17 protein-coding genes are annotated in these 19,408 nt (G+C 72.9%); 5 read left to right on the forward strand and 12 right to left on the reverse strand.

The annotated features are described in order from the left end of the window. Positions 1-40: 40 nt before the first annotated feature. From IEZ04_RS02615 to afsQ1, 4 genes are all read right to left on the reverse strand, one after another. On the reverse strand, positions 41-595 hold the full coding sequence (locus IEZ04_RS02615) for a VanZ family protein (protein WP_189214931.1): 555 nt from the start codon (positions 593-595) through the stop codon (positions 41-43). Positions 596-709: 114 nt separating this feature from the next. Further along, positions 710-1,408, reverse strand: a complete 699-nt coding sequence (locus tag IEZ04_RS02620) for a hypothetical protein (protein WP_229820792.1) — start codon at positions 1,406-1,408, stop codon at positions 710-712. Next, on the reverse strand, positions 1,405-3,003 hold the full coding sequence (locus tag IEZ04_RS02625) for an ATP-binding protein (RefSeq protein WP_189214932.1): 1,599 nt from the start codon (positions 3,001-3,003) through the stop codon (positions 1,405-1,407). The genes IEZ04_RS02620 and IEZ04_RS02625 overlap by 4 nt, the downstream gene beginning before the upstream one ends. Beyond that, positions 3,000-3,677, reverse strand: coding sequence for a two-component system response regulator AfsQ1 (gene afsQ1, locus IEZ04_RS02630; RefSeq protein WP_189214933.1), 678 nt, complete (start codon positions 3,675-3,677; stop codon positions 3,000-3,002). Before afsQ1 ends, IEZ04_RS02625 begins: the two co-directional genes overlap by 4 nt. A 427-nt stretch (positions 3,678-4,104) precedes the next feature. Between afsQ1 and IEZ04_RS02635 the strand changes: the two genes are divergently transcribed. Then, a complete protein-coding gene (locus tag IEZ04_RS02635) occupies positions 4,105-4,896 on the forward strand; it encodes a SigE family RNA polymerase sigma factor (protein WP_189214934.1) in 792 nt (263 codons plus the stop codon). Positions 4,897-5,194: 298 nt separating this feature from the next. Here IEZ04_RS02635 and IEZ04_RS02640 read toward each other — a convergent pair whose 3' ends face one another. Continuing rightward, complete coding sequence (locus IEZ04_RS02640; protein ID WP_189214935.1) at positions 5,195-5,830, reverse strand: nucleoside/nucleotide kinase family protein; 636 nt, start codon at positions 5,828-5,830, stop codon at positions 5,195-5,197. Positions 5,831-5,956: 126 nt separating this feature from the next. On the opposite strand from IEZ04_RS02640, the gene IEZ04_RS02645 reads away from it, so the two are divergent. Continuing rightward, positions 5,957-6,361 (forward strand): hypothetical protein, encoded by a 405-nt coding sequence (locus tag IEZ04_RS02645; protein ID WP_189214936.1) that lies wholly within the window; start codon positions 5,957-5,959, stop codon positions 6,359-6,361. A gap of 82 nt (positions 6,362-6,443) precedes the next feature. On the opposite strand, the gene IEZ04_RS02650 is transcribed toward IEZ04_RS02645, so the two are convergent. The 3 genes from IEZ04_RS02650 to deoC are packed head-to-tail and all read right to left on the reverse strand — an operon-like array spanning position 6,444 to position 9,764. Further along, positions 6,444-7,337 (reverse strand): aldehyde dehydrogenase family protein, encoded by an 894-nt coding sequence (locus IEZ04_RS02650; protein WP_189214937.1) that lies wholly within the window; start codon positions 7,335-7,337, stop codon positions 6,444-6,446. Then, positions 7,330-8,766: an aldehyde dehydrogenase family protein gene (locus tag IEZ04_RS02655; RefSeq protein ID WP_189214938.1), complete on the reverse strand. Its 1,437-nt coding sequence runs from the start codon at positions 8,764-8,766 to the stop codon at positions 7,330-7,332. Before IEZ04_RS02655 ends, IEZ04_RS02650 begins: the two co-directional genes overlap by 8 nt. A gap of 5 nt (positions 8,767-8,771) precedes the next feature. After that, positions 8,772-9,764 carry a deoxyribose-phosphate aldolase gene (gene deoC / locus IEZ04_RS02660; RefSeq protein ID WP_189214939.1) on the reverse strand — a complete coding sequence of 331 codons (993 nt, stop codon included), beginning with the start codon at positions 9,762-9,764 and terminating at the stop codon, positions 8,772-8,774. Between the two features lie 391 nt (positions 9,765-10,155). Here deoC and IEZ04_RS02665 point away from each other — a divergent pair, with 391 nt between their 5' ends. After that, positions 10,156-10,812 (forward strand): PH domain-containing protein, encoded by a 657-nt coding sequence (locus tag IEZ04_RS02665; protein WP_229820841.1) that lies wholly within the window; start codon positions 10,156-10,158, stop codon positions 10,810-10,812. Positions 10,813-10,872: 60 nt separating this feature from the next. Here IEZ04_RS02665 and IEZ04_RS02670 read toward each other — a convergent pair whose 3' ends face one another. Together IEZ04_RS02670 and IEZ04_RS02675 are read right to left on the reverse strand one after the other, a co-directional pair. Beyond that, complete coding sequence (locus IEZ04_RS02670) at positions 10,873-12,504, reverse strand: phospho-sugar mutase (RefSeq protein ID WP_189214941.1); 1,632 nt, start codon at positions 12,502-12,504, stop codon at positions 10,873-10,875. Between the two features lie 455 nt (positions 12,505-12,959). Next, positions 12,960-13,784: a purine-nucleoside phosphorylase gene (locus IEZ04_RS02675; protein ID WP_189214942.1), complete on the reverse strand. Its 825-nt coding sequence runs from the start codon at positions 13,782-13,784 to the stop codon at positions 12,960-12,962. Positions 13,785-13,938: 154 nt separating this feature from the next. Between IEZ04_RS02675 and IEZ04_RS02680 the strand changes: the two genes are divergently transcribed. Together IEZ04_RS02680 and IEZ04_RS02685 are read left to right on the forward strand one after the other, a co-directional pair. Then, positions 13,939-15,387: an NAD(P)H-quinone dehydrogenase gene (locus IEZ04_RS02680; RefSeq protein ID WP_189214943.1), complete on the forward strand. Its 1,449-nt coding sequence runs from the start codon at positions 13,939-13,941 to the stop codon at positions 15,385-15,387. Positions 15,388-15,554: 167 nt separating this feature from the next. Then, the gene (locus IEZ04_RS02685; RefSeq protein ID WP_189214944.1) at positions 15,555-16,517 is read left to right on the forward strand and encodes a DeoR/GlpR family DNA-binding transcription regulator; all 963 of its coding nucleotides are present in this window, start codon (positions 15,555-15,557) and stop codon (positions 16,515-16,517) included. 98 nt (positions 16,518-16,615) lie between these two features. Here the strand turns inward: IEZ04_RS02685 and IEZ04_RS02690 are convergent, their stop codons facing one another. Both IEZ04_RS02690 and IEZ04_RS02695 read right to left on the reverse strand, forming a co-directional pair. Beyond that, positions 16,616-17,242, reverse strand: coding sequence for a TetR/AcrR family transcriptional regulator (locus IEZ04_RS02690; protein ID WP_189214945.1), 627 nt, complete (start codon positions 17,240-17,242; stop codon positions 16,616-16,618). A gap of 175 nt (positions 17,243-17,417) precedes the next feature. Further along, positions 17,418-19,190 carry an acetyl/propionyl/methylcrotonyl-CoA carboxylase subunit alpha gene (locus tag IEZ04_RS02695; protein WP_189214946.1) on the reverse strand — a complete coding sequence of 591 codons (1,773 nt, stop codon included), beginning with the start codon at positions 19,188-19,190 and terminating at the stop codon, positions 17,418-17,420. Positions 19,191-19,408 lie beyond the last annotated feature (218 nt).

A 19,408-nucleotide genomic window follows, 5' to 3' on the forward strand; every position in this document is an offset into this window, starting at 1 on the left:
ACCCCCAACGCTACGGTGACGAACCGGACGAAGCGTCACTCTACGGAGCTATCCCGACCCTGGGAATCGTCGGGGTCCGACCCTGAGCCGGGTCGTCCCGGTGGAGGGCCGTACGGTGCCTGGTCTCCTCCCTGCGGCGCAGCCTGGCCCGGGCGGCGGGGACGACGGCGAGGTGGGCGACGGCCACACCGGCGGCGTTCAGCAGGATCGAGTCGATGTCGACGACCTGTCCGGGCACCCCGGTCTGCAGCAGCTCGATCCCGAGCGAGAGGAACGCCCCGACGGCGACCGTCCGGGCGAGGGAGGCGAGCGGGGACACGAACAGCCTGCCGTTCGCCATCGGCAGCAGCACGCCCAGGGGCGCCAGCAGGGCCAGACCCCGGCCGATGCGGCAGGCCGCCTCCTCCCAGCCGAGCGTCAGGTCGTGCCGGATGCCGGCGAACGGACGGAGGTTGGCCGCGCTCACCCAGTCGACGTCCAGCGGACGCAGCGTGATCCAGGCGACGAGCGCGAGGTGGGCGACGAGGAGGACACCTCCTGCCGCACGGACGCGGATCGCGGCGCTGCCGCCGCAGTACGAACCTTGACGCTGCACGACGACCTAGACGCGGCTCCCGGCGCGATCGGTTCCGCACGGGTACGTCACGGCGCCGGGAAGGGTGCGGGATGCGCCACACACCGGGGACCGCTCCCGGTCCGGGCACCCGGCTCAGGAGGTCCCGACCTCCGTCGACGGGGGCTGCTCGCTCCCCGGGTCGGCGCGGAGCCCGGGCGTGCACTCGTACCGCCTGAGCGGTTCCGGGGCCGGGCCGCCCAGCACCACCGAGCCGTCGCCCCCCGCCGCCGCCGAGCCGGCGAGGGTACAGACGATCTGGGCGAGGGCGTACCGCGTCAGCCGCTCGGGCGCCGTGGACAGCCGCAGGGCGCCGTCCGGGTCGCCCTCCCGCGGGCCGCTCACCGTCAGGCCGGACGGCACCTCCGTCCCGTACCCGGTCTGGTCCTCGGTGTGCGACGGCCGCTCCGCCAGTTCGTCGAGGAGCTCCTGGGCCACGGACACGCGCCGCTCGCCGTCCGTCGGGCCCTCGGGGACCTGCACGGAGCGGGCGACCGACACGAGCTGCCGCGAGCACAGCAGGAAGACCTGCGCCGGAACGCCGGACGGGCTCTGCGCGGCGGTGTCCGTGGCCGGCAGCGAGCACCGCGCGCGCGAGGGAGCCGGACCGGCGTCCGTGGGCACCTGGGTCGCCCGGATGCCGCAGCCCGTGAGGACGGCCGCCAGCACCCCGGCCGCGAGGAGACCCCGTCCGATCACCCGCACCCGGTGGACCGGCCGCGCACCGCCCGCCGGCGGCGACGTGCGCGGGCGGGCGGTGCCGCGCCGGCCGTGTTCCCTCCGTCGTACGGTCATCCGCCGTTCCCCTCCCTGCCGCTGCCCTCTCCGGCGGCATCCCCGGAGTGGCCGGGATCCTCGGCTATCAGCGGGGACGCGTCCCGGGGCAGCCGCAGAGCGAAGACCGCGCCGCCCTTCGGCGAGTTCGCCGCGATGATCCCGCCGCCGTGGATGTGGGCGTTCTCCAGGGCGATGGACAGGCCGAGTCCGCTGCCCTCGGAGCGGGGGCGGGAGGCGCTCGCCTTGTAGAAGCGGTCGAAGACGTGCGGCAGGACGTCCTCCGCGATGCCCGGGCCGTTGTCCCGCACCTCGATGAGGAGGTCCTCGCCCTCCTCGCGCACCGACACCCGTACCGGGGAGCCGCCGTGCTTGAGCGCGTTGCCGATCAGGTTGGCGAGGATCACGTCCAGGCGGCGCGGGTCGAGACGGGCCATGATGCCGCGCTCGGCGTCCAGCTCCACCGCGTCCAGCCACGCGCGCGCGTCGATGCACGCGGTGATCTGGTCGGCGATGTCCACGTCGTCCAGCACCAGCCGGGCGGTGCCCGCGTCGAACCGGGTCACCTCCATGAGGTTCTCGACGAGGTCGTTCAGCCGGCGGGTCTCGCTCACGACGAGCCGTACGGCGGGCTCGATCATGGGATCGAGGCTGCCCGTCTCGGCGTCCAGCTCCTCCTCCAGCACCTCCGTCACGGCGGTGATCGCCGTCAGGGGCGTACGGAGCTCGTGGGACATGTCGGCGACGAAGCGCCGGGACGCCTCGTCGCGGGCGCTCATGTCGGCGACCTGCTTCTCCAGGGACTCCGCGGCCCGGTTGAACGTCCGCGACAGCTCGGCCAGTTCGTCCGTGCCGGACACGCGCAGCCGGGTGTCGAGCTTGCCCTCGCCCAGGCGGTGGGCCGCGATGCCCAGCCGGTGCACCGGCTTGAGCACGGTCCCCGCGGCGGCCTGTGCGAGCAGCGCCGCGCCGACCAGCGCGAGGCCGGTGGCGATGCCCAGCGACCAGGCCAGGGAGTTGAGGTCCTTGGCCTCCGGCTCCAGCGACTTCAGCATGTAGCCCGTCGGACCGCCGCCGATCACCTTCGCCCCGCCCACCAGGTACGGCCTGTCCTCGTCGACGACCCGCTGCCAGTACAGGTGGTACGCGTGCTTGTTGCCGGACGTGATCGGCTGCTCCTTGTCGACCGCCTTCCGCAGGGGCTCGGGCACGTCCTCAAGGGTGAAGCCGTGCAGCGCGGACGTGTCCGAGGAGCCCCGCACCTGGGTGCCGTCGGCGTCCTCGGCGACCAGCAGCACACTGAACAGGCGGCCGTCCTCGGTCATCTGCCGGGCCGCCACCTCCAGCTGCGCCGCGGTCGGGTGCAGGGGCAGCGTGCTCGCGTGGGCCTGCATCTCCCGCTCGAAGTCGTCCAGTGCCGCGTCCTGGGCGCGCGTCAGCACGGCCTCGCGGTTGAGCCAGTACGCGATGCCGGACGCCGACACCGCCGCCGTGAGTGCCACGAGGCCGAAGACGACCACCAGGCGCAGCCGCAGGCTGGTGAAGCGCAGCCCCGACGACACCGCCCCGCGCGCCGCGGACCAGCCGCGGAGCCCCCCTCGCCGTCCTTCGGTCACTGAGGCGCGTCCAGCCGGTAGCCGACGCCGCGGACGGTGCGGATGAGGGTCGGGGACGACGGGACGTCCTCGACCTTGGCGCGCAGCCGCTGCACGCACGCGTCGACGAGCCGTGAGTCACCGAGGTAGTCGTGCTCCCAGACCAGCCGCAGCAACTGCTGGCGGGAGAGGGCCTGTCCGGGGCGGCGGCTGAGCTCGAGGAGCAGCCGCAGCTCGGTGGGGGTCAGCTGGAGGTCCTCGCCGTTCTTGGTCACCGTCATCGCGGCGCGGTCGATGACCACGTTGCCGAACGTCGCCGAGTCGTTCGCCTCGCGTTCCCCGCGCCGCAGCACGGCCCGGATCCGGGCGTCCAGGACCCGCCCCTGCACGGGCTTGACGACGTAGTCGTCGGCGCCCGACTCCAGGCCCACGACGACGTCGATGTCGTCGCTGCGGGCGGTCAGCAGGATGATCGGCAGCTGGTCGGTGCGCCGGATGCGCCGGCAGACCTCGAAGCCGTCGATACCGGGCAGCATCACATCCAGAACGATCAGATCCGGTCGCTGCTCGCGCAGCAGTTTGAGGCCGTCCTCGCCGGAAGCGGCGGTGGCGACACGGTGCCCCTGGCGCGTCAGTGAGAGCTCCAGGGCCGTGCGGATGGCGTCGTCGTCCTCGATCAGCAACAGGGAAGGCACGGGCTCATTCTGGCCCATGCCGTGGCGCCGCATCGACTGTCGGAGCGCTCCCACCCGTGACTCACCCGGGACCCGCGCTTTCTCGTGCCGTCCGCGTGGCCGGACGGTACTGCTCCGTATCCGTACGGGAACCGGTCCGGCTCCGGTCCGTATGTGCCGCGTCCTGGACCCGGCTCCGGCGCGCTTCCGGTCCGTGTCCGGCCCGGGGCCGGTCGGCGACGGCCCGTTCCCGGCCGGGGAACGGTCCGCTCCCGGCCCGGTCACGGCCCCGGACGATCGCTGTGACAGGTCTGTGACAGTTGGAGAACACGGCCATGAAGTGGACGCGGCAAGCTTTTCGGCACAGGCAAGGAGGCACCGCCCGGACAGACCGCCGGACGGAGCCGCCGAAGCACAGGAACGGAAACTCCACGACGGGGGGCGCGAGATGAGCACACTGCACAGCACCAGTACTGGCGCAGTGGTGACGCGTCTCCATGATGTCGCGCGAGGCAGCGAGAAGTCCGGTGCCGTGGTGGGCAGGCGGGGGTGTGCCCGCGGCACCGGGCGTCAGCACACCGCCTACATGACGGTGGTTGACGCGTTCACGGGGGGAAGCGCCGACGGGGGAGCGCAGGGGGGATCGCACGGGGGGACCGGGGGGACCGCGTACGGGGAGGCCACGGGGGAACGTCGCCCCGGATCGAAGACGGTGGACGCGGAAGCGGCCTTCACCGCCTACGTCCAGGAGCGCCGCGCCTCCCTGTACGCAACCGCCTACCACCTGACCGGCGACCGCTTCGAGGCGGAGGACCTGCTGCAGAGCGCCCTCTTCTCGACGTACCGGGCATGGGACCGGATCAGCGACAAGGCGGCGGTCGGGGGCTACCTCCGCCGCACGATGACCAATCTGCACATCAGCGCGTGGCGCCGCCGCAAGCTGAACGAGTACCCGACCGAGGAGCTGCCGGAGACCGCCGGTGACACGGACGCGATGCGCGGCACCGAGCTGCGCGCCGTCCTGTGGCAGGCTCTCGCCCGGCTGCCCGAACTCCAGCGGACGATGCTGGTCCTGCGTTACTACGAGGGCCGCACCGACCCGGAGATCGCGGACATCCTCGGCATCAGTGTCGGCACGGTGAAGTCCAGCATCTGGCGGTCGCTCCGCCGGCTGCGCGAGGACGAGGTCCTCAGCTTCGGCCGTGACCAGGAGGAGTCCTTCGGCGAACTCGTCGCCTGAGTCGCCTGAGGAACAGGTCGCGGTGGCGCGGGGGAGCGCCGCCGCGACCCGGGGGAAAACGGGGGAAGCACGGGGGAGACACGGGGGAACAGCGCCCGAGGGGAACGGGGTCACGGGGATCGGGGGATCCGGGGGGACAACGGGGACCGGGGGGCAAGGGGAACGGGGGATCGGGGGATCACGGGGGAAACACGAAAGAGCGGGGCTGGAGGGCCGGGGGGCCGACCAGTCCCGCTTTTCCGTGTGCCGGTACGGGGCCCAGGTCCATGTCCGGTGTACGGCGCCCGCGCGGCGCGGACTACGCGGCGGTCCCCGTGCGCACGCCGTCACCGGCGGCGGCCACGGCCAGGCGGGCCAGTGCCTCGTCCCGGTCGCACGCGTGCGCGCCCAGTTCCCTCTGCCGGGCCACGATCGAGCGCTCCAGGCGCATCAGCCGCCAGCCCCGGCGCAGCAGGAAGGGCACCGACTTACGGCCCTCCCGCAGGTCGCGCAGGAAGCGGCGGCGGAAGGTGGTGACCGGGCCGCGGGTCAGGCAGAGCGCGTCGGCGAGCACACCGGCCTGTTCGCAGCGGGCGGCTATCTCCGCGGCGAAGACACCCTCCGCGATGAACGCCGGGGCCCGCCCCACGTCCAGGCTCTCCGCGCCGGTCCGGGCGCTGAGGGAGATGTCGTACGTCGGGACGGTCGTACGGCCCGTGCGGCACAGTTCCACGATCGCCGTGACCGCCGTGTCCGCGTCCCAGGAGAGCGGATGGTCCCAGTCGATGTCCGAACTCCCCGGCACCAGCGGCAGCGTCGGGTCGTCGCCCTCCTTGTAGAAGTCGTCCAGACGCAGCACGGGCAGGCCGGAGAGGGCGGCCAGGAGGGACTTGCCGGAGCCGGAGGGGCCGGACAGCAGGACGACCCGGGTCGGTGTCGGGGATGGTGAACTCACGATGAACCAGTGTGCGGCATGGGGTGACCGGAATCGAGACGCGGGTCGGCGGTGGAGTGCACCTTGCCTTTCGCCTACCCTTCGTATCCGTACGATCACTTTGCGCAGCAGAAGGTGGCAGCAGCGATGGCACGACATTCGGCTCCCCAGAACCTCACCGCCCGGCGCACCGTGCTGGCCGTCGCCACTGCGGGCGTCGCCCTCGGCGCCGGCGCCCATACGGCCGCGGCGGCCTCCGAGCTCACCGCGCCGATGGTGCAGGTCCGGCGCATCGAGGCCGGCAGGATCGATCCACAGGCCGCGCTCCGGGCGCTCGACATGGGCGTGCGCTACGTCCTGGGATCGGTGGGCCGCGTCAAGCCCAACCCGATCGCCGACACACCGGTCGACGTGCTCAACAACGGTGTCGGCACCCGGATCGCGGACCTGCAGCCGGTCAACTCCCAGTCCCTGACGAGGCCGGTGGCCCAGGCCTCGACGATCGGCGACATCCCCGTGCTCTCCGAGCTGCCCGGGATGAAGCAGGGGTGACCGGGGCGGCGGGACGCGGTCCCGGGGGCGTCCGGTGCGCGGCAGGGTGGCGCACCGGACCTCCCCGGGAAGCCCCGAACCCTCAGTACGACGAGCCGGAGGCGCCCAGCGAGCCCGTCGGGTGCCAGACCGTCTTCGTCTCCAGGAAGGCGGTCATGCGCTCGGTGCCCGGGGTCGTGAACCAGTCGTCGTCCACAGGCTGTGGACGGAGGACGCGCTTGAGGTTGTCCGCCGCCGCGATCTCCAGCTCCTTCGCCAGGTTCTCGTCCGCGCCGGCCAGGTCGATCGCGTTCACGTCCTGGTGGGCGGCGAGCGTGGGCGCCATCTCCGCCGTACGGCCCGACAGGACGTTGACCACGCCGCCGGGCACGTCGGAGGTGGCCAGTACCTCGCCGAGGGAGAGGGCGGGGAGCGGGAAGCGCTCGGAGGCGACGACCACGGCCGTGCTGCCGGTCGCGATCACCGGGGCGATCACCGACACCAGGCCCAGGAAGGACGACTCCTGCGGGGCCAGGACGGCGACGACGCCCGTCGGCTCGGGGGTGGAGAGGTTGAAGTACGGGCCCGCGACCGGGTTGCCGCCGCCCACCACCTGGGCGATCTTGTCGGTCCAGCCCGCGTACCAGACCCAGCGGTCGACCGCCGCGTCGACCTGGGCGGCCGCCTCGGCGGCGGAGAGGCCCTCCGCCTCGGCCACCTCGCGGACGAACTGCTCGCGCCGGCCCTCCAGCATCTCCGCGACGCGGTAGAGGACCTGCCCCCGGTTGTACGCGGTCGCGCCGGACCACGGCCCGAACGCCTTGCGGGCGGCCACCACCGCGTCCCGGGCGTCCTTGCGGGACGCGAGGGGCGCGTTGGCCAGCCATGTGCCTTCTCGGTCCGTCACCTCGTACACCCGTCCGCTCTCCGAACGCGGGAACTTCCCGCCGACGTACAGCTTGTAGGTCTTGAAGACGGAAAGTCGTGCGTCAGACATCGAGGTACGCCTCCAGGCCGTGGCGGCCGCCCTCGCGGCCGAAGCCCGACTCCTTGTAGCCGCCGAACGGCGAGGCCGGGTCGAACTTGTTGAACGTGTTGGACCAGACGACCCCCGCGCGCAGCCTGTTCGCGACGGCCAGCATGCGGGAGCCCTTCTCCGTCCAGATGCCGGCGGAGAGGCCGTACGGGGTGTTGTTGGCCTTCGCCACGGCCTCGTCCGGGGTGCGGAAGGTGAGGACCGACAGGACCGGGCCGAAGATCTCGTCGCGGGCGATGGTGTGCGCCTGCGTGACGTTCGTGAAGAGCGTCGGTGCGAACCAGTAGCCGGACGAGGGCAGCTCGCACTCCGGGGACCAGCGCTCGGCGCCCTCGGCCTCGCCCCGGTCGGCGAGCGCGGTGATGCGCGCGAGCTGCTCGGCGGAGTTGATCGCGCCGATGTCCGTGTTCTTGTCGAGCGGGTCGCCGAGGCGGAGGGTCGTGAGCCGCCGCTTCAGCGCGTCCAGCAGCTCGTCGTGGATCGACTCCTGCACCAGCAGACGGCTGCCCGCGCAGCAGACCTGGCCCTGGTTGAAGAAGATGCCGCTGACGACGCCCTCGACGGCCTGGTCGAGCGGGGCGTCGTCGAAGACGATGTTGGCGCCCTTGCCGCCCAGTTCCAGGGTGAGCTTCTTGGCCGTGCCCGCGACGGTGCGCGCGATCTCCTTGCCGACGGCGGTGGAGCCGGTGAAGGCGACCTTGTCCACGTCCGGGTGCGCGACGAGCGCGGCGCCCGCGTCGCCGTATCCGGGGAGGATGTTGACGACCCCCCTGGGGAGACCGGCCTGGCGGCAGATGTCCGCGAAGAAGAGGGCGGACAGCGGGGTCGTCTCGGCGGGCTTCAGGACGACCGTGTTGCCGGTGGCCAGGGCCGGGGCGATCTTCCACGCCAGCATGAGGAGGGGGAAGTTCCAGGGGATGACCTGGCCCGCGACGCCCAGCGGGCGGGGGTTCGCACCGAAGCCCGCGTGGTCCAGCTTGTCGGCCCAGCCCGCGTAGTAGAAGAAGTGCGCGGCGACCAGCGGGAGGTCGGAGTCCCGCGTCTCCCTGATGGGCTTGCCGTTGTCCAGCGTCTCCAGGACGGCGAGCTCGCGGCTGCGCTCCTGGATGATGCGGGCGATGCGGAAGAGGTACTTGGCGCGCTCCGTGCCGGGGAGGGCCGACCAGCCCGTGAACGCCTTGCGCGCGGCCCGTACGGCGCGGTCGACGTCCGCCTCGCCGGCCTGCGCCACCTCGGAGAGGACCTCCTCGGTGGCGGGGGCGACCGTCTTGAAGACCTTGCCGTCCGCCGCGTCGGTGAACTCGCCGTCGACGAAGAGGCCGTAGGCGGGCGCGATGTCGACGGCCGAGCGTGACTCGGGGGCCGGTGCGTACTCGAATACAGAGGCCATGGGGATCAGTCCACCGTCACGTAGTCGGGGCCGGAGTAGCGGCCGGTCGCCAGCTTCTGGCGCTGGAGCAGCAGGTCGTTCAGGAGCGAGGACGCGCCGAAGCGGAACCAGTGGTTGTCCAGCCAGTCCGCGCCCGCGGTCTCGTTGACCAGGACCAGGAACTTGACGGCGTCCTTGCTGGTACGGATGCCGCCCGCGGGCTTCACGCCGACCTGGACCCCGGTCTGGGCGCGGAAGTCGCGGACGGCCTCCAGCATGAGCAGGGTGTTCGAGGGGGTCGCGTTGACGGCGACCTTGCCCGTCGAGGTCTTGATGAAGTCGGCGCCGGCCAGCATGGCGAGCCAGCTCGCGCGCCGGATGTTGTCGTACGTCGACAGCTCGCCCGTCTCGAAGATGACCTTCAGCCGGGCGCTCGTCCCGCAGGCCTCCTTCACGGCGGTGATCTCGTCGTGCACCTTCAGGTAGTCGCCCGCGAGGAACGCCCCGCGGTCGATGACCATGTCGATCTCGTCCGTGCCGGCGGCCACGGCCTCGCGGACGTCGGCCAGCTTCACGGCGAGGGGGGCCCGGCCGGCGGGGAAGGCGGTGGCGACCGAGGCCACCTTCACGTCCGAACCGGCGACGGCCTCCTTGGCGACGGCCACCATGTCGGGGTAGACGCAGACGGCGGCCGTGGCCGGGGTGGCGCGGTCGGTCGGGTCGGGCCGCATCGCCTTGGCGCCGAGCGCCCGGACCTTGCCCGGGGTGTCCGCGCCTTCCAGCGTGGTCAGGTCGACCATCGAGATGGCCAGGTCGATCGCGTACGCCTTGGCGTCCGCCTTGATCGAACGGGTGCCGAGCGATGCCGCACGCGCCTCCAGGCCGACCGCGTCGACGCCGGGCAGCCCGTGCAGGAAGCGGCGCAGCGAGCTGTGCGAGGCGGTCACGTCGGTGAGGGGGGCATTGCTCACGCGTCCGGCGGTGGGGGAGTGGGCCCCGGGGGATACAGAGGTGGGCATGGTCACCAGCCGAGCATATCTACGCGCGTAGCGGCTGTACAGGCCCCGAGGTCGCTCCGGTACCCGCCCGCACCGCGTACGTGCGCGGGCACGACCGTCAGGCAGAATCGGGACCATGACCAGCCCCGACCACCAGTCGAACGAGCCGGATCCCACGGAACCGGCGACCCTTGCGGAACCGGGTTCCGAGGCGGCCTCGGGTTCCGAGGCGGCCGCGGGGCCCGAGGCGGCCGCGGGCTCCGGGACGTCCTCAGCATCCGGACAGGCCCGGTCACAGGAGGGCGGGGGCGAGGTCGGGGAGGCCGTGCCCCGGAAGGGCTCTCGCAGCAAGGCCTCCGCGTCTCCCGTGTCCTCCGCATCCTCCGCGTCCTCGGGGGCCCCGGCGGCCCGGGTGCCCGAAGCGTCGGGTGCGACCGCGCAGCCGGCGGGGGACGGCGGGCCCGCCGACAAGGACCGGGCCTACCGGTCGGGCGGTGGGATCGCCGGTGGGCTCGTGGTGCTCGTCATCGCGGGCTGGCTCGGTGTGGACGCGGTCGTCACGGGGCAGGGCCGTACCCCTTGGCTGGCGCTCGCGGCGCTGTTGCTCGTCGTGCCGCTGGCGACCGCCTTCTCGTTGCGGCCGGCCGTGTTCACGAACGACGAACGGCTGCGCGTCCGGAACCCGTTCCGCGTCATCGTGCTGCCCTGGGCCGCGGTCGCCTCGCTGCGCTCCGGTTACTCGAACGAAGTGATCGACACCGCCGGTACCAAGTACCAGCTCTGGGCCGTACCCGTCTCGCTGCGCGCCCGCAAGCGTGCCCAGCGGCGGCAGTCGCGCGCCGGCGCCAGGCCGTCCGCCCGGGCGGACCTCAGCGGGCGTACGTCGCTCGAGACCGGGCCCGTGCGCGCCCCGTCCGACCAGATCATGCAGGACCTGAACGAGCTGGCCGAGGGGCGGGCCAAGGCGCCGGGCGCGCAGGGCGAACCGAGTGTCCGGTGGGCCTGGGAGGTCATCGGGCCCGCGGTCGCGGGGGCCGTGCTCCTGGCCGTGCTGCTGGTCGTGGGCTGAGCCGCCCGCGCGTACCTCGGGGGAGCGGGGGAGCGGGGCGGCGTCGAGTGACCGTGGTGGTCAGATGCCCGCAGCCGTCGACAGGTCCCGCTTGATCGCCGCGAGCAGTTCCGTCGCCTTCGCGCGGGCGGCCGGCAGGTCGGCGTGCGCGGCCACCGGGACGACGACCTCCAGGTAGCACTTCAGCTTCGGTTCCGTGCCGCTGGGGCGGACGATCACGCGTGCGCCGTCCAGGGTGTAGCGCAGGCCGTCCGTGGGCGGCAGTGTCTCCGTGCCCTTGCTCAGGTCCTCGGACCCCTTGACCGGCAGGCCCGCCAGTTCCGTCGGGGGCCGCTCGCGGAGCCGGCGCATGGCGTCCGCGATGACCGACAGGTCCTGGACGCGGACCGAGAGCTGGTCGGTGGCGTGCAGGCCGTGTTCGACCGCGAGGTCGTCCAGGAGGTCGAGCAGCGTGCGGTTCCGCTCCTTGAGCACGGAGGCGAGTTCGGTGACCAGGAGCGCGGCGGTGATGCCGTCCTTGTCGCGGACGCCCTCCGGGTCCACGGAGTAGCCGAGGGCCTCCTCGTAGCCGTACCGCAGGCCCTCGACGCGGGCGATCCACTTGAAGCCGGTGAGGGTCTCGGCGTGGGGGAGACCCGCCTTGGCGGCGATGCGGCCGAGAAGGGAGGAGGAGACGATCGACTCCGCGAAGGTGCCGTGTGCGCCGCGGTCCACCAGGTGGGCGGCGAGCAGCGCGCCGACCTCGTCGCCGCGGAGCATGCGCCAGTCGCCGCCGTCGCGTACGGCGACCGCGCAGCGGTCGGCGTCCGGGTCGTTGGCGATGACCAGGTCGGGGTCCGTCTCGTGGGCCTTCGCGAAGGCCAGGTCCATGGCGCCGGGCTCTTCGGGGTTGGGGAAGGCGACGGTCGGGAAGTCCGGGTCCGGGTCGGCCTGTTCGGCGACGAGGACGGGCTCGGGGAAGCCGGCGCGGGCGAAGGCGGCGAGGACGACGTCCTTGCCGACGCCGTGCATCGCCGTGTAGACCGTGCGGGCCGTGCGCGGGGAGCCGGGGGCCAGGACGGCGTCCGTACGGGCCAGGTAGGCGTCGAGGACGGTCTCGTCGAGGGTCTCCCAGCCGGAGCCGGGACGCGGGACGTCGTGCAGGGCGGGTACGGCGTCGATCCGGGCGGCGATCTCCGCGTCCGCCGGGGGGACGATCTGGGAGCCGTCGCCGAGGTACACCTTGTAGCCGTTGTCCTGGGGCGGGTTGTGGCTCGCGGTCACCTCGACGCCGGCGACGGCGCCGAGGTGGCGGATGGCGAAGGCGAGGACCGGGGTGGGGAGGGGGCGGGGGAGCACGGCGGCGCGCAGGCCCGCGCCGGTCATCACGGCGGCGGTGTCGCGGGCGAAGTCGGCGGACTTGTGGCGGGCGTCGTAGCCGATGACGACGAGGCCGCCGGTGTGGCCGTTGTCCTTGAGGTACGCGGCGAGGCCCGCGGCGGCGCGGATGACGACCGCGCGGTTCATGCGCATCGGGCCGGCGCCGAGGGGGCCGCGCAGGCCCGCGGTGCCGAACTGGAGGGTGCCGCCGAAGCGGGCCGCGAGTTCCGCCGTGTCGTTCCCGTCGATGAGCTCGGCGAGTTCCTCGCGGGTGTCCGGGTCGGGGTCCTCGGCCAGCCACGCCTTGGCCCGCGCGATGAGTTCTTCCTGCACGTCGGGTCCAGCCTCTCTTGGTCGTACGGGGCGGGGTCGCTCCGCCGCGTTCCTTCAGGGTGCCCGGTCGGAGGGGGGCTCGCCTTGGGGGTTCCTCGCCGTTGTGGCTCGGGGGTGGGGTGGGTGCTTCGCCGTTGTGGTTCGGGGGTGGGGTGGGTGCTTCGCCGTTGTGGTTCGGGCGCCTGTTGTGGGGTGTGGGGCGGGTGCGCGCCGGGGGGTGTCCGTGCTCGGTCCGGCGGGCTGTCCCGCCTTGGGAGGGCGGCCGGTGGTCCGCGCCGGCCGCTGCGCGCGGACACCCCCCGACACGCCCCCTTCCCGCCGTACGCGGCTGCCGGGCCGTCGGGGGGAGGAGGGGCCGAGGGCGGTGACCCTTCCCCGCCGTGCGCGGCCGCCGGGCGGTCGGGGGAGAGGGGCCGGGGCGGTGCCCCCTTCCCCGCCGTACGCGGCTGCCGGGCTCAGATCTTGTTGAGCACCTTCGTCAGCAGCGAGCCCATGCGGGCCGCCGAGTCGCGGCCGGCCTGGAGGACCTCCTCGTGGTTGAGGGGTTCGCCCGTCATGCCGGCGGCGAGGTTGGTGACCAGGGAGATGCCCAGGACCTCGGCGCCCGCCTCACGGGCCGCGATGGCCTCCAGGACCGTGGACATGCCGACCAGGTCCGCGCCGATGGTGCGGGCCATGCGGATCTCGGCCGGGGTCTCGTAGTGCGGGCCCGTGAACTGGGCGTAGACGCCCTCCTCCAGGGTGGCGTCGACCTCCTTGCACAGGGCGCGCAGGCGCGGGGAGTAGAGGTCGGTGAGGTCGACGAAGTTGGCGCCGACGATGGGGGAGGTGGCGGTGAGGTTGATGTGGTCGCTGATCAGCACCGGCTGGCCGGGGCGCATGTCGGCGCGGAGGCCGCCGCAGCCGTTGGTCAGGACGACGGTCTTGGCGCCGGCCGCCACGGCGGTGCGGACGCCGTGGGCGACGGCCGCGACCCCGTGGCCCTCGTAGTAGTGGGTGCGGCCCAGGAAGACGAGTGCGCGCTTGTCACCGATCCGGTAGGAACGGATCTTGCCGCCGTGGCCCTCGACCGCGGGAGGCGGGAAGCCCGGCACTTCGGTGACCTGGAGCTCGGCCTCGGGCGCGCCGAGCGCGTCCACGGCCGGGGCCCAGCCGGAGCCCATCACGAGGGCGACGTCGTGGGTCTCGGCACCCGTGAGCTCGCGCAGGCGCGCGGCGGCGGCGTCGGCGGCGGCGTACGGGTCGCCCTGGATGTCGTCCGGAAGAAGAGATGCGTTCACGCGGATGAGGGTAGCCGGTCCGGTCCTACGCGCGTAGATGCTGATGCGCGAGGGGAGGGATTGTTGCTTTGTTGTTTCCGGTGAGGGTGTGGGGGGAGTGGCACTTCCGTCTCGGAAGGGCCCCCTGGTACCGCAACGCGCGGCGTACGGGACAATGGAGTACGTGACTCGGATCGTGATCATCGGTGGCGGACCCGGCGGATACGAAGCGGCCCTGGTGGCCGCGCAGCTCGGTGCGGAGGTGACCGTCGTCGACTGCGACGGTCTGGGCGGCGCGTCGGTGCTCACCGACTGCGTGCCCTCGAAGACCCTCATCGCGACCGCTGAGGTGATGACGACCTTTGACTCCTCCTATGAGGAGCTCGGCATCATCGTCGCCGACGACACCCCTCACATCGACAGCCCCGCGCGCGTGGTGGGCGTCGACCTCGGCAAGGTCAACCGGCGTGTGAAGCGGCTCGCGCTCGCGCAGTCCCACGACATCACGGCCTCCGTCACCCGCGCGGGCGCGCGGGTGGTGCGCGGGCGCGGCCGGCTGGAGGGGCAGCAGGCGCTCGACGGGTCGCGCAAGGTCGTGGTGCGCGCCGCCGACGGGAGCGAGGAGACGCTCACCGCCGACGCGGTGCTGATCGCCACCGGCGGGCACCCGCGCGAGCTGCCCGACGCGCAGCCGGACGGCGAGCGCATCCTCAACTGGACCCAGGTGTACGACCTCGACGAGCTCCCCGAGGAGCTCATCGTGGTCGGATCCGGTGTGACCGGTGCCGAGTTCGCCGGCGCCTACCAGGCCCTGGGGTCGCGGGTCACGCTCGTCTCCAGCCGGGACCGCGTGCTGCCGGGCGAGGACCCGGACGCCGCCGCCGTGCTGGAGGACGTCTTCCGGCGCCGGGGCATGAACGTGATGTCCCGCACCCGTGCCCAGTCCGCCAAGCGCGTCGGCGACCGGGTCGAGGTGGCCCTCTCGGACGGCCGGACCATCAGCGGCACGCACTGTCTGATGGCCGTGGGCGCCATTCCGAACAGCGCGGGCATGGGCCTGGAGGAGGCCGGGGTCAAGCTCCGTGAGTCCGGGCACATCTGGACCGACAAGGTGTCGCGGACCTCGGCTCCGGGCGTGTACGCCGCCGGTGACGTGACCGGTGTCTTCGCGCTCGCCTCGGTGGCCGCCATGCAGGGCCGCATCGCCATGTACCACTTCCTCGGCGACGCCGTGGCCCCGCTCAACCTGAAGGCGGTCTCGTCCAACGTCTTCACCGACCCCGAGATCGCGACCGTCGGCTACACGCAGGCCGACATCGACGCGGGCAGGATCGACGCGCTCGGGGTGAAGCTGCCGCTGCTGCGCAACCCGCGCGCGAAGATGCAGGGCATCCGGGACGGCTTCGTGAAGATCTTCTGCCGGCCCGGCACCGGGATCGTCGTGGGCGGTGTCGTGGTGGCGCCGCGCGCCTCGGAACTCATCCACCCGATCTCGATCGCGGTCGACAACAACCTGACCGTCGAACAGATCGCGAACGCGTTCACCGTGTACCCCTCCCTTTCGGGGTCGATCGCCGAGGTGGCCCGGCAGCTGCACACCCGCAAGGTGAGCGACGCGGGCTGAGCGGCTGGCCCGACTCCCCGCCCGGTGCGGGGAGTTGGCGGCCCCGCGCAGGTCGCGGACGCAAGGGGCGTACTCATATACCACCTCGCATAGCACCGCGCGAACAACTTCTGTTATTCGGCGCAAACTGCTGAAAGTAGACGGTCGGCCGCGTTACTGTCAGTTTCGTGTTCGCTGCAGAACGTCGCCAATTGATCCTCGAAATGGTGCGAGCGAACGGTGCCGTGTCGCTCCGTGAGCTCGCCCGCGTCGTCCAGACCTCCGAAGTGACCGTACGGCGGGACGTGCGTGCACTGGAGGCAGAAGGACTCCTCGACCGCCGGCACGGCGGTGCGGTACTGCCGGGCGGGTTCACGCGGGAGTCCGGCTTCCCGCAGAAGTCCCATCTCGCGACCGCCGAGAAAACGGCCATCGCCGACCTCGCGGCGGGCTTCGTCGAAGAGGGCGAGGCCATCGTGGTCGGGGCGGGCACCACCACGCAGGAGCTGGCACGCCGGCTCGCGCGGGTGCCCGGGCTGACCGTCGTCACGAACTCCCTGCTGGTGGCGCAGGCGCTGGCCCACGCCAACCGCGTGGAGGTCGTGATGACCGGCGGTACCCTCCGCGGTTCCAACTACGCGCTGGTCGGTTCCGGGGCGGAACAGTCCCTCCAGGGGCTCAGAGTCTCGCGGGCCTTCCTCTCCGGGAGCGGACTCACCGCCGAGCGGGGGCTGTCCACGTCCAACATGCTCTCGGCGTCCGTCGACCGCGCCCTGGTGCAGGCGGCCGCGGAGGTGGTCGTCCTCGCCGACCACACCAAGCTCGGTACGGACACCATGTTCCAGACCGTGCCGACCGACGTGATCACCCGGCTGGTGACCGACGAGCCGCCCGGGCACGACGACCGCGCGGCCACCGAGCTGCAGGCCCTCGCGGACCAGGGGGTCCAGATCGCGGTCGCCGGAGCCGCCGGAGGTGATCCCGTCCCGGCGTCCTCCTCCCGGCGCCGGGACGTCCCTCTTCCGCATCCGCGCCGCGGTCAGGTGCCGGGCGGGAGCCCCGCCCTGCGGACGGCTCCCGTCCTGGGCGATCAGTCCGCCGGTGCCGAGCGCGAGAGGGCGACGCGAGTGGCGGACCTCCGCCGCCGCTGACCCCGCCCGTACGACGCCCGGGCGGTCGGTCACTCTCCGTGACACCGGCCGGGCGTGGATCACCCTGGTCCTCTGCGCGCAAGTGCCGAGTGCGCCTTTTACGGACGCAGTCCGCCGAGGGTCAGGGTGAGGAGCCGGTCGGCCAGCCCGGGGTCGGCCGGTGACTCCTCGGCCGCGAGGGCGATCGCGTGGGTGAGCTGCAGGAGATCGCCGATCTCCACCTCGGCGCGTACGGCACCCGCCTCCTGCGCACGCGCGAGCAGGGCGCCGCCCGCCTCCCGGATCGGGCCGCCGCACCGGGCGAGATCCGAGTCGCGGTCCGGCGCGGTCGAGGACGAGACCGCCATGAGCGCCCGCGCCAGCCCCCGGTACTCGCCCGCATGACTGATCATTTCCCGCAGCCACGCCACGAGCGCCGCGCACGGCTGCGGATCGTCCAGCAACTCGTGCGAGCGGGCGAGGAGTTGCTCCGCCGCGTCGGCGAACACCGCGCTGAGCAGGGCCTGCCGGTTCGGGAAGTGCCGGTACAGCGTGCCGATCCCGACACCGGCGCGCTTCGCCACGTCCTCCAGGGACGCTTCCGTGCCCCGGGCGGCGAAGGCGGCGCGCGCGGCCAGCAGCAGCCGCTCGCGGTTGCGCCGCGCGTCGGCCCGCTTCCGGCGCGGCGGACGCCCGTACGCCTGCGGGGCCGCCCCCGCGGTCTCCTCCGGGGCCGTGCTCGTCATGGTGCCCTCACCAGCTCCCTCCACCGCACTCGGACGGCCTCCAGCATGCCACCGCACGCTGCGGACGGGCCGGGAACCGGAGAGGAAGGGAGGAGACGGACGGGGCGCCCCGCGGACCGGCCGAAGCGGTCCGCCGGGCGCCCCGGCGTGCTCGTGGAAGGCGCTGCCGTACGGGTCAGTCCTTGATCTCGCAGATGGCGGCGCCGGAGGTGAGGGAGGCACCGACCTCGGCGGTCAGGCCCTTGACGGTGCCGGCCTTGTGGGCGTTGAGGGGCTGTTCCATCTTCATGGCCTCCAGGACCACGATCAGGTCGCCCTCCTGGACCTCCTGGCCCTCCTCGACGGCGACCTTGACGATGGTGCCCTGCATCGGCGAGGCCAGGGTGTCGCCGGAGGCGGCCGGGCCGGACTTCTTCGCCGCGCGCCGCTTGGGCTTGGCGCCGGCGGCCAGCCCGGTGCGGGCCAGCGACATGCCCAGCGAGGCGGGCAGGGAGACCTCCAGGCGCTTGCCGCCCACCTCGACCACGACCGTCTCGCGGTTGGTCTCGTCCTCGGTCTCGCCGTCGGCGGGGGCGGCGAACGGCTTGAGGTCGTTGACGAACTCGGTCTCGATCCACCGGGTGTGGACCGTGAACGGCTCGGCGGAGCCGGTGAGCTCGGGGGCGAACGCCGGGTCCTTGACCACCGCGCGGTGGAACGGGATGGCGGTGGCCATGCCCTCGACCCGGAACTCCTCCAGCGCGCGGGCGGCACGCTGGAGGGCCTGCTCACGGGTGGCGCCGGTGACGATCAGCTTGGCCAGCAGCGAGTCCCAGGCCGGGCCGATCACGCTGCCGGACTCCACGCCCGCGTCCAGGCGCACGCCGGGGCCGGACGGCGGGTCGAACCTCGTCACCGTGCCGGGGGCCGGGAGGAAGTTGCGGCCCGGGTCCTCGCCGTTGATGCGGAACTCGAAGGAATGGCCGCGCAGCACCGGGTCGCCGTAGCCGAGCTCCTCGCCGTCGGCGATGCGGAACATCTCGCGGACCAGGTCGATGCCGGCGACCTCCTCGGTCACCGGGTGCTCCACCTGCAGCCGGGTGTTGACCTCCAGGAAGGAGATCGTGCCGTCCGCCCCGACCAGGAACTCCACGGTGCCGGCGCCGACGTAGCCGGCCTCCTTCAGGATCGCCTTGGAGGCCGAGTACAGCTGTTCGACCTGCGCCTCCGAGAGGAACGGCGCGGGCGCCTCCTCGACCAGCTTCTGGTGGCGGCGCTGCAGCGAGCAGTCACGGGTGGAGACGACGACCACGTTGCCGTGGGTGTCGGCCAGGCACTGGGTCTCCACGTGCCGCGGCTTGTCCAGGTAGCGCTCCACGAAGCACTCGCCCCGGCCGAACGCGGCGACCGCCTCGCGGACCGCCGAGTCGTACAGCTCGGGCACCTCCTCCAGGGTGCGGGCCACCTTCAGGCCGCGCCCGCCGCCGCCGAAGGCCGCCTTGATGGCGATCGGCAGGCCGTGCTCCTCGGCGAAGGCCACCACCTCGGCCGCCCCGGACACCGGGTCCGGGGTGCCGGCCACCAGCGGGGCGCCCGCGCGCTGCGCGATGTGCCGGGCCGCGACCTTGTCGCCCAGGTCCCGGATGGCCTGCGGCGGCGGGCCGATCCAGATGAGCCCCGCGTCCAGCACCGCCTGCGCGAACTCGGCGTTCTCGGAGAGGAACCCGTAGCCCGGGTGGACCGCGTCCGCACCCGAGTCCTTCGCCGCCTGCAGCACCTTGGCGATGTCCAGATAACTGGTGGCCGGGGTGTCACCGCCCAGCGCGAACGCCTCGTCCGCCGCGCGGACGTGCAGGGCGTCCCGGTCCGGCTCGGCGTACACGGCCACGCTCGCGATCCCGGCGTCCCGGCACGCCCGGGCGACGCGGACAGCGATTTCGCCACGGTTGGCGATCAACACCTTGCGCACGATGGCTCCCTCTCCTTGAAACAAGCCGAGTTTAGGGACTGCCGACACGGCGTTTCGACCCGTCCTCAATGGTGAGCTTGCCCACACGGAGCGTGACCCGAGGCTCGCTCTACCGGTGAAATCCCTTGTCATGGCGCACTACGCGGGACCCACCGGCAAACCCTAGCCGTCCCCTGTGGCCAAGGTCTCTATGAGGCCGTGCTGCGGGCGCAAGGGTT

The sequence above is a fragment of the Streptomyces ruber genome (assembly GCF_014648075.1).
Taxonomy (GTDB): domain Bacteria; phylum Actinomycetota; class Actinomycetes; order Streptomycetales; family Streptomycetaceae; genus Streptomyces; species Streptomyces ruber.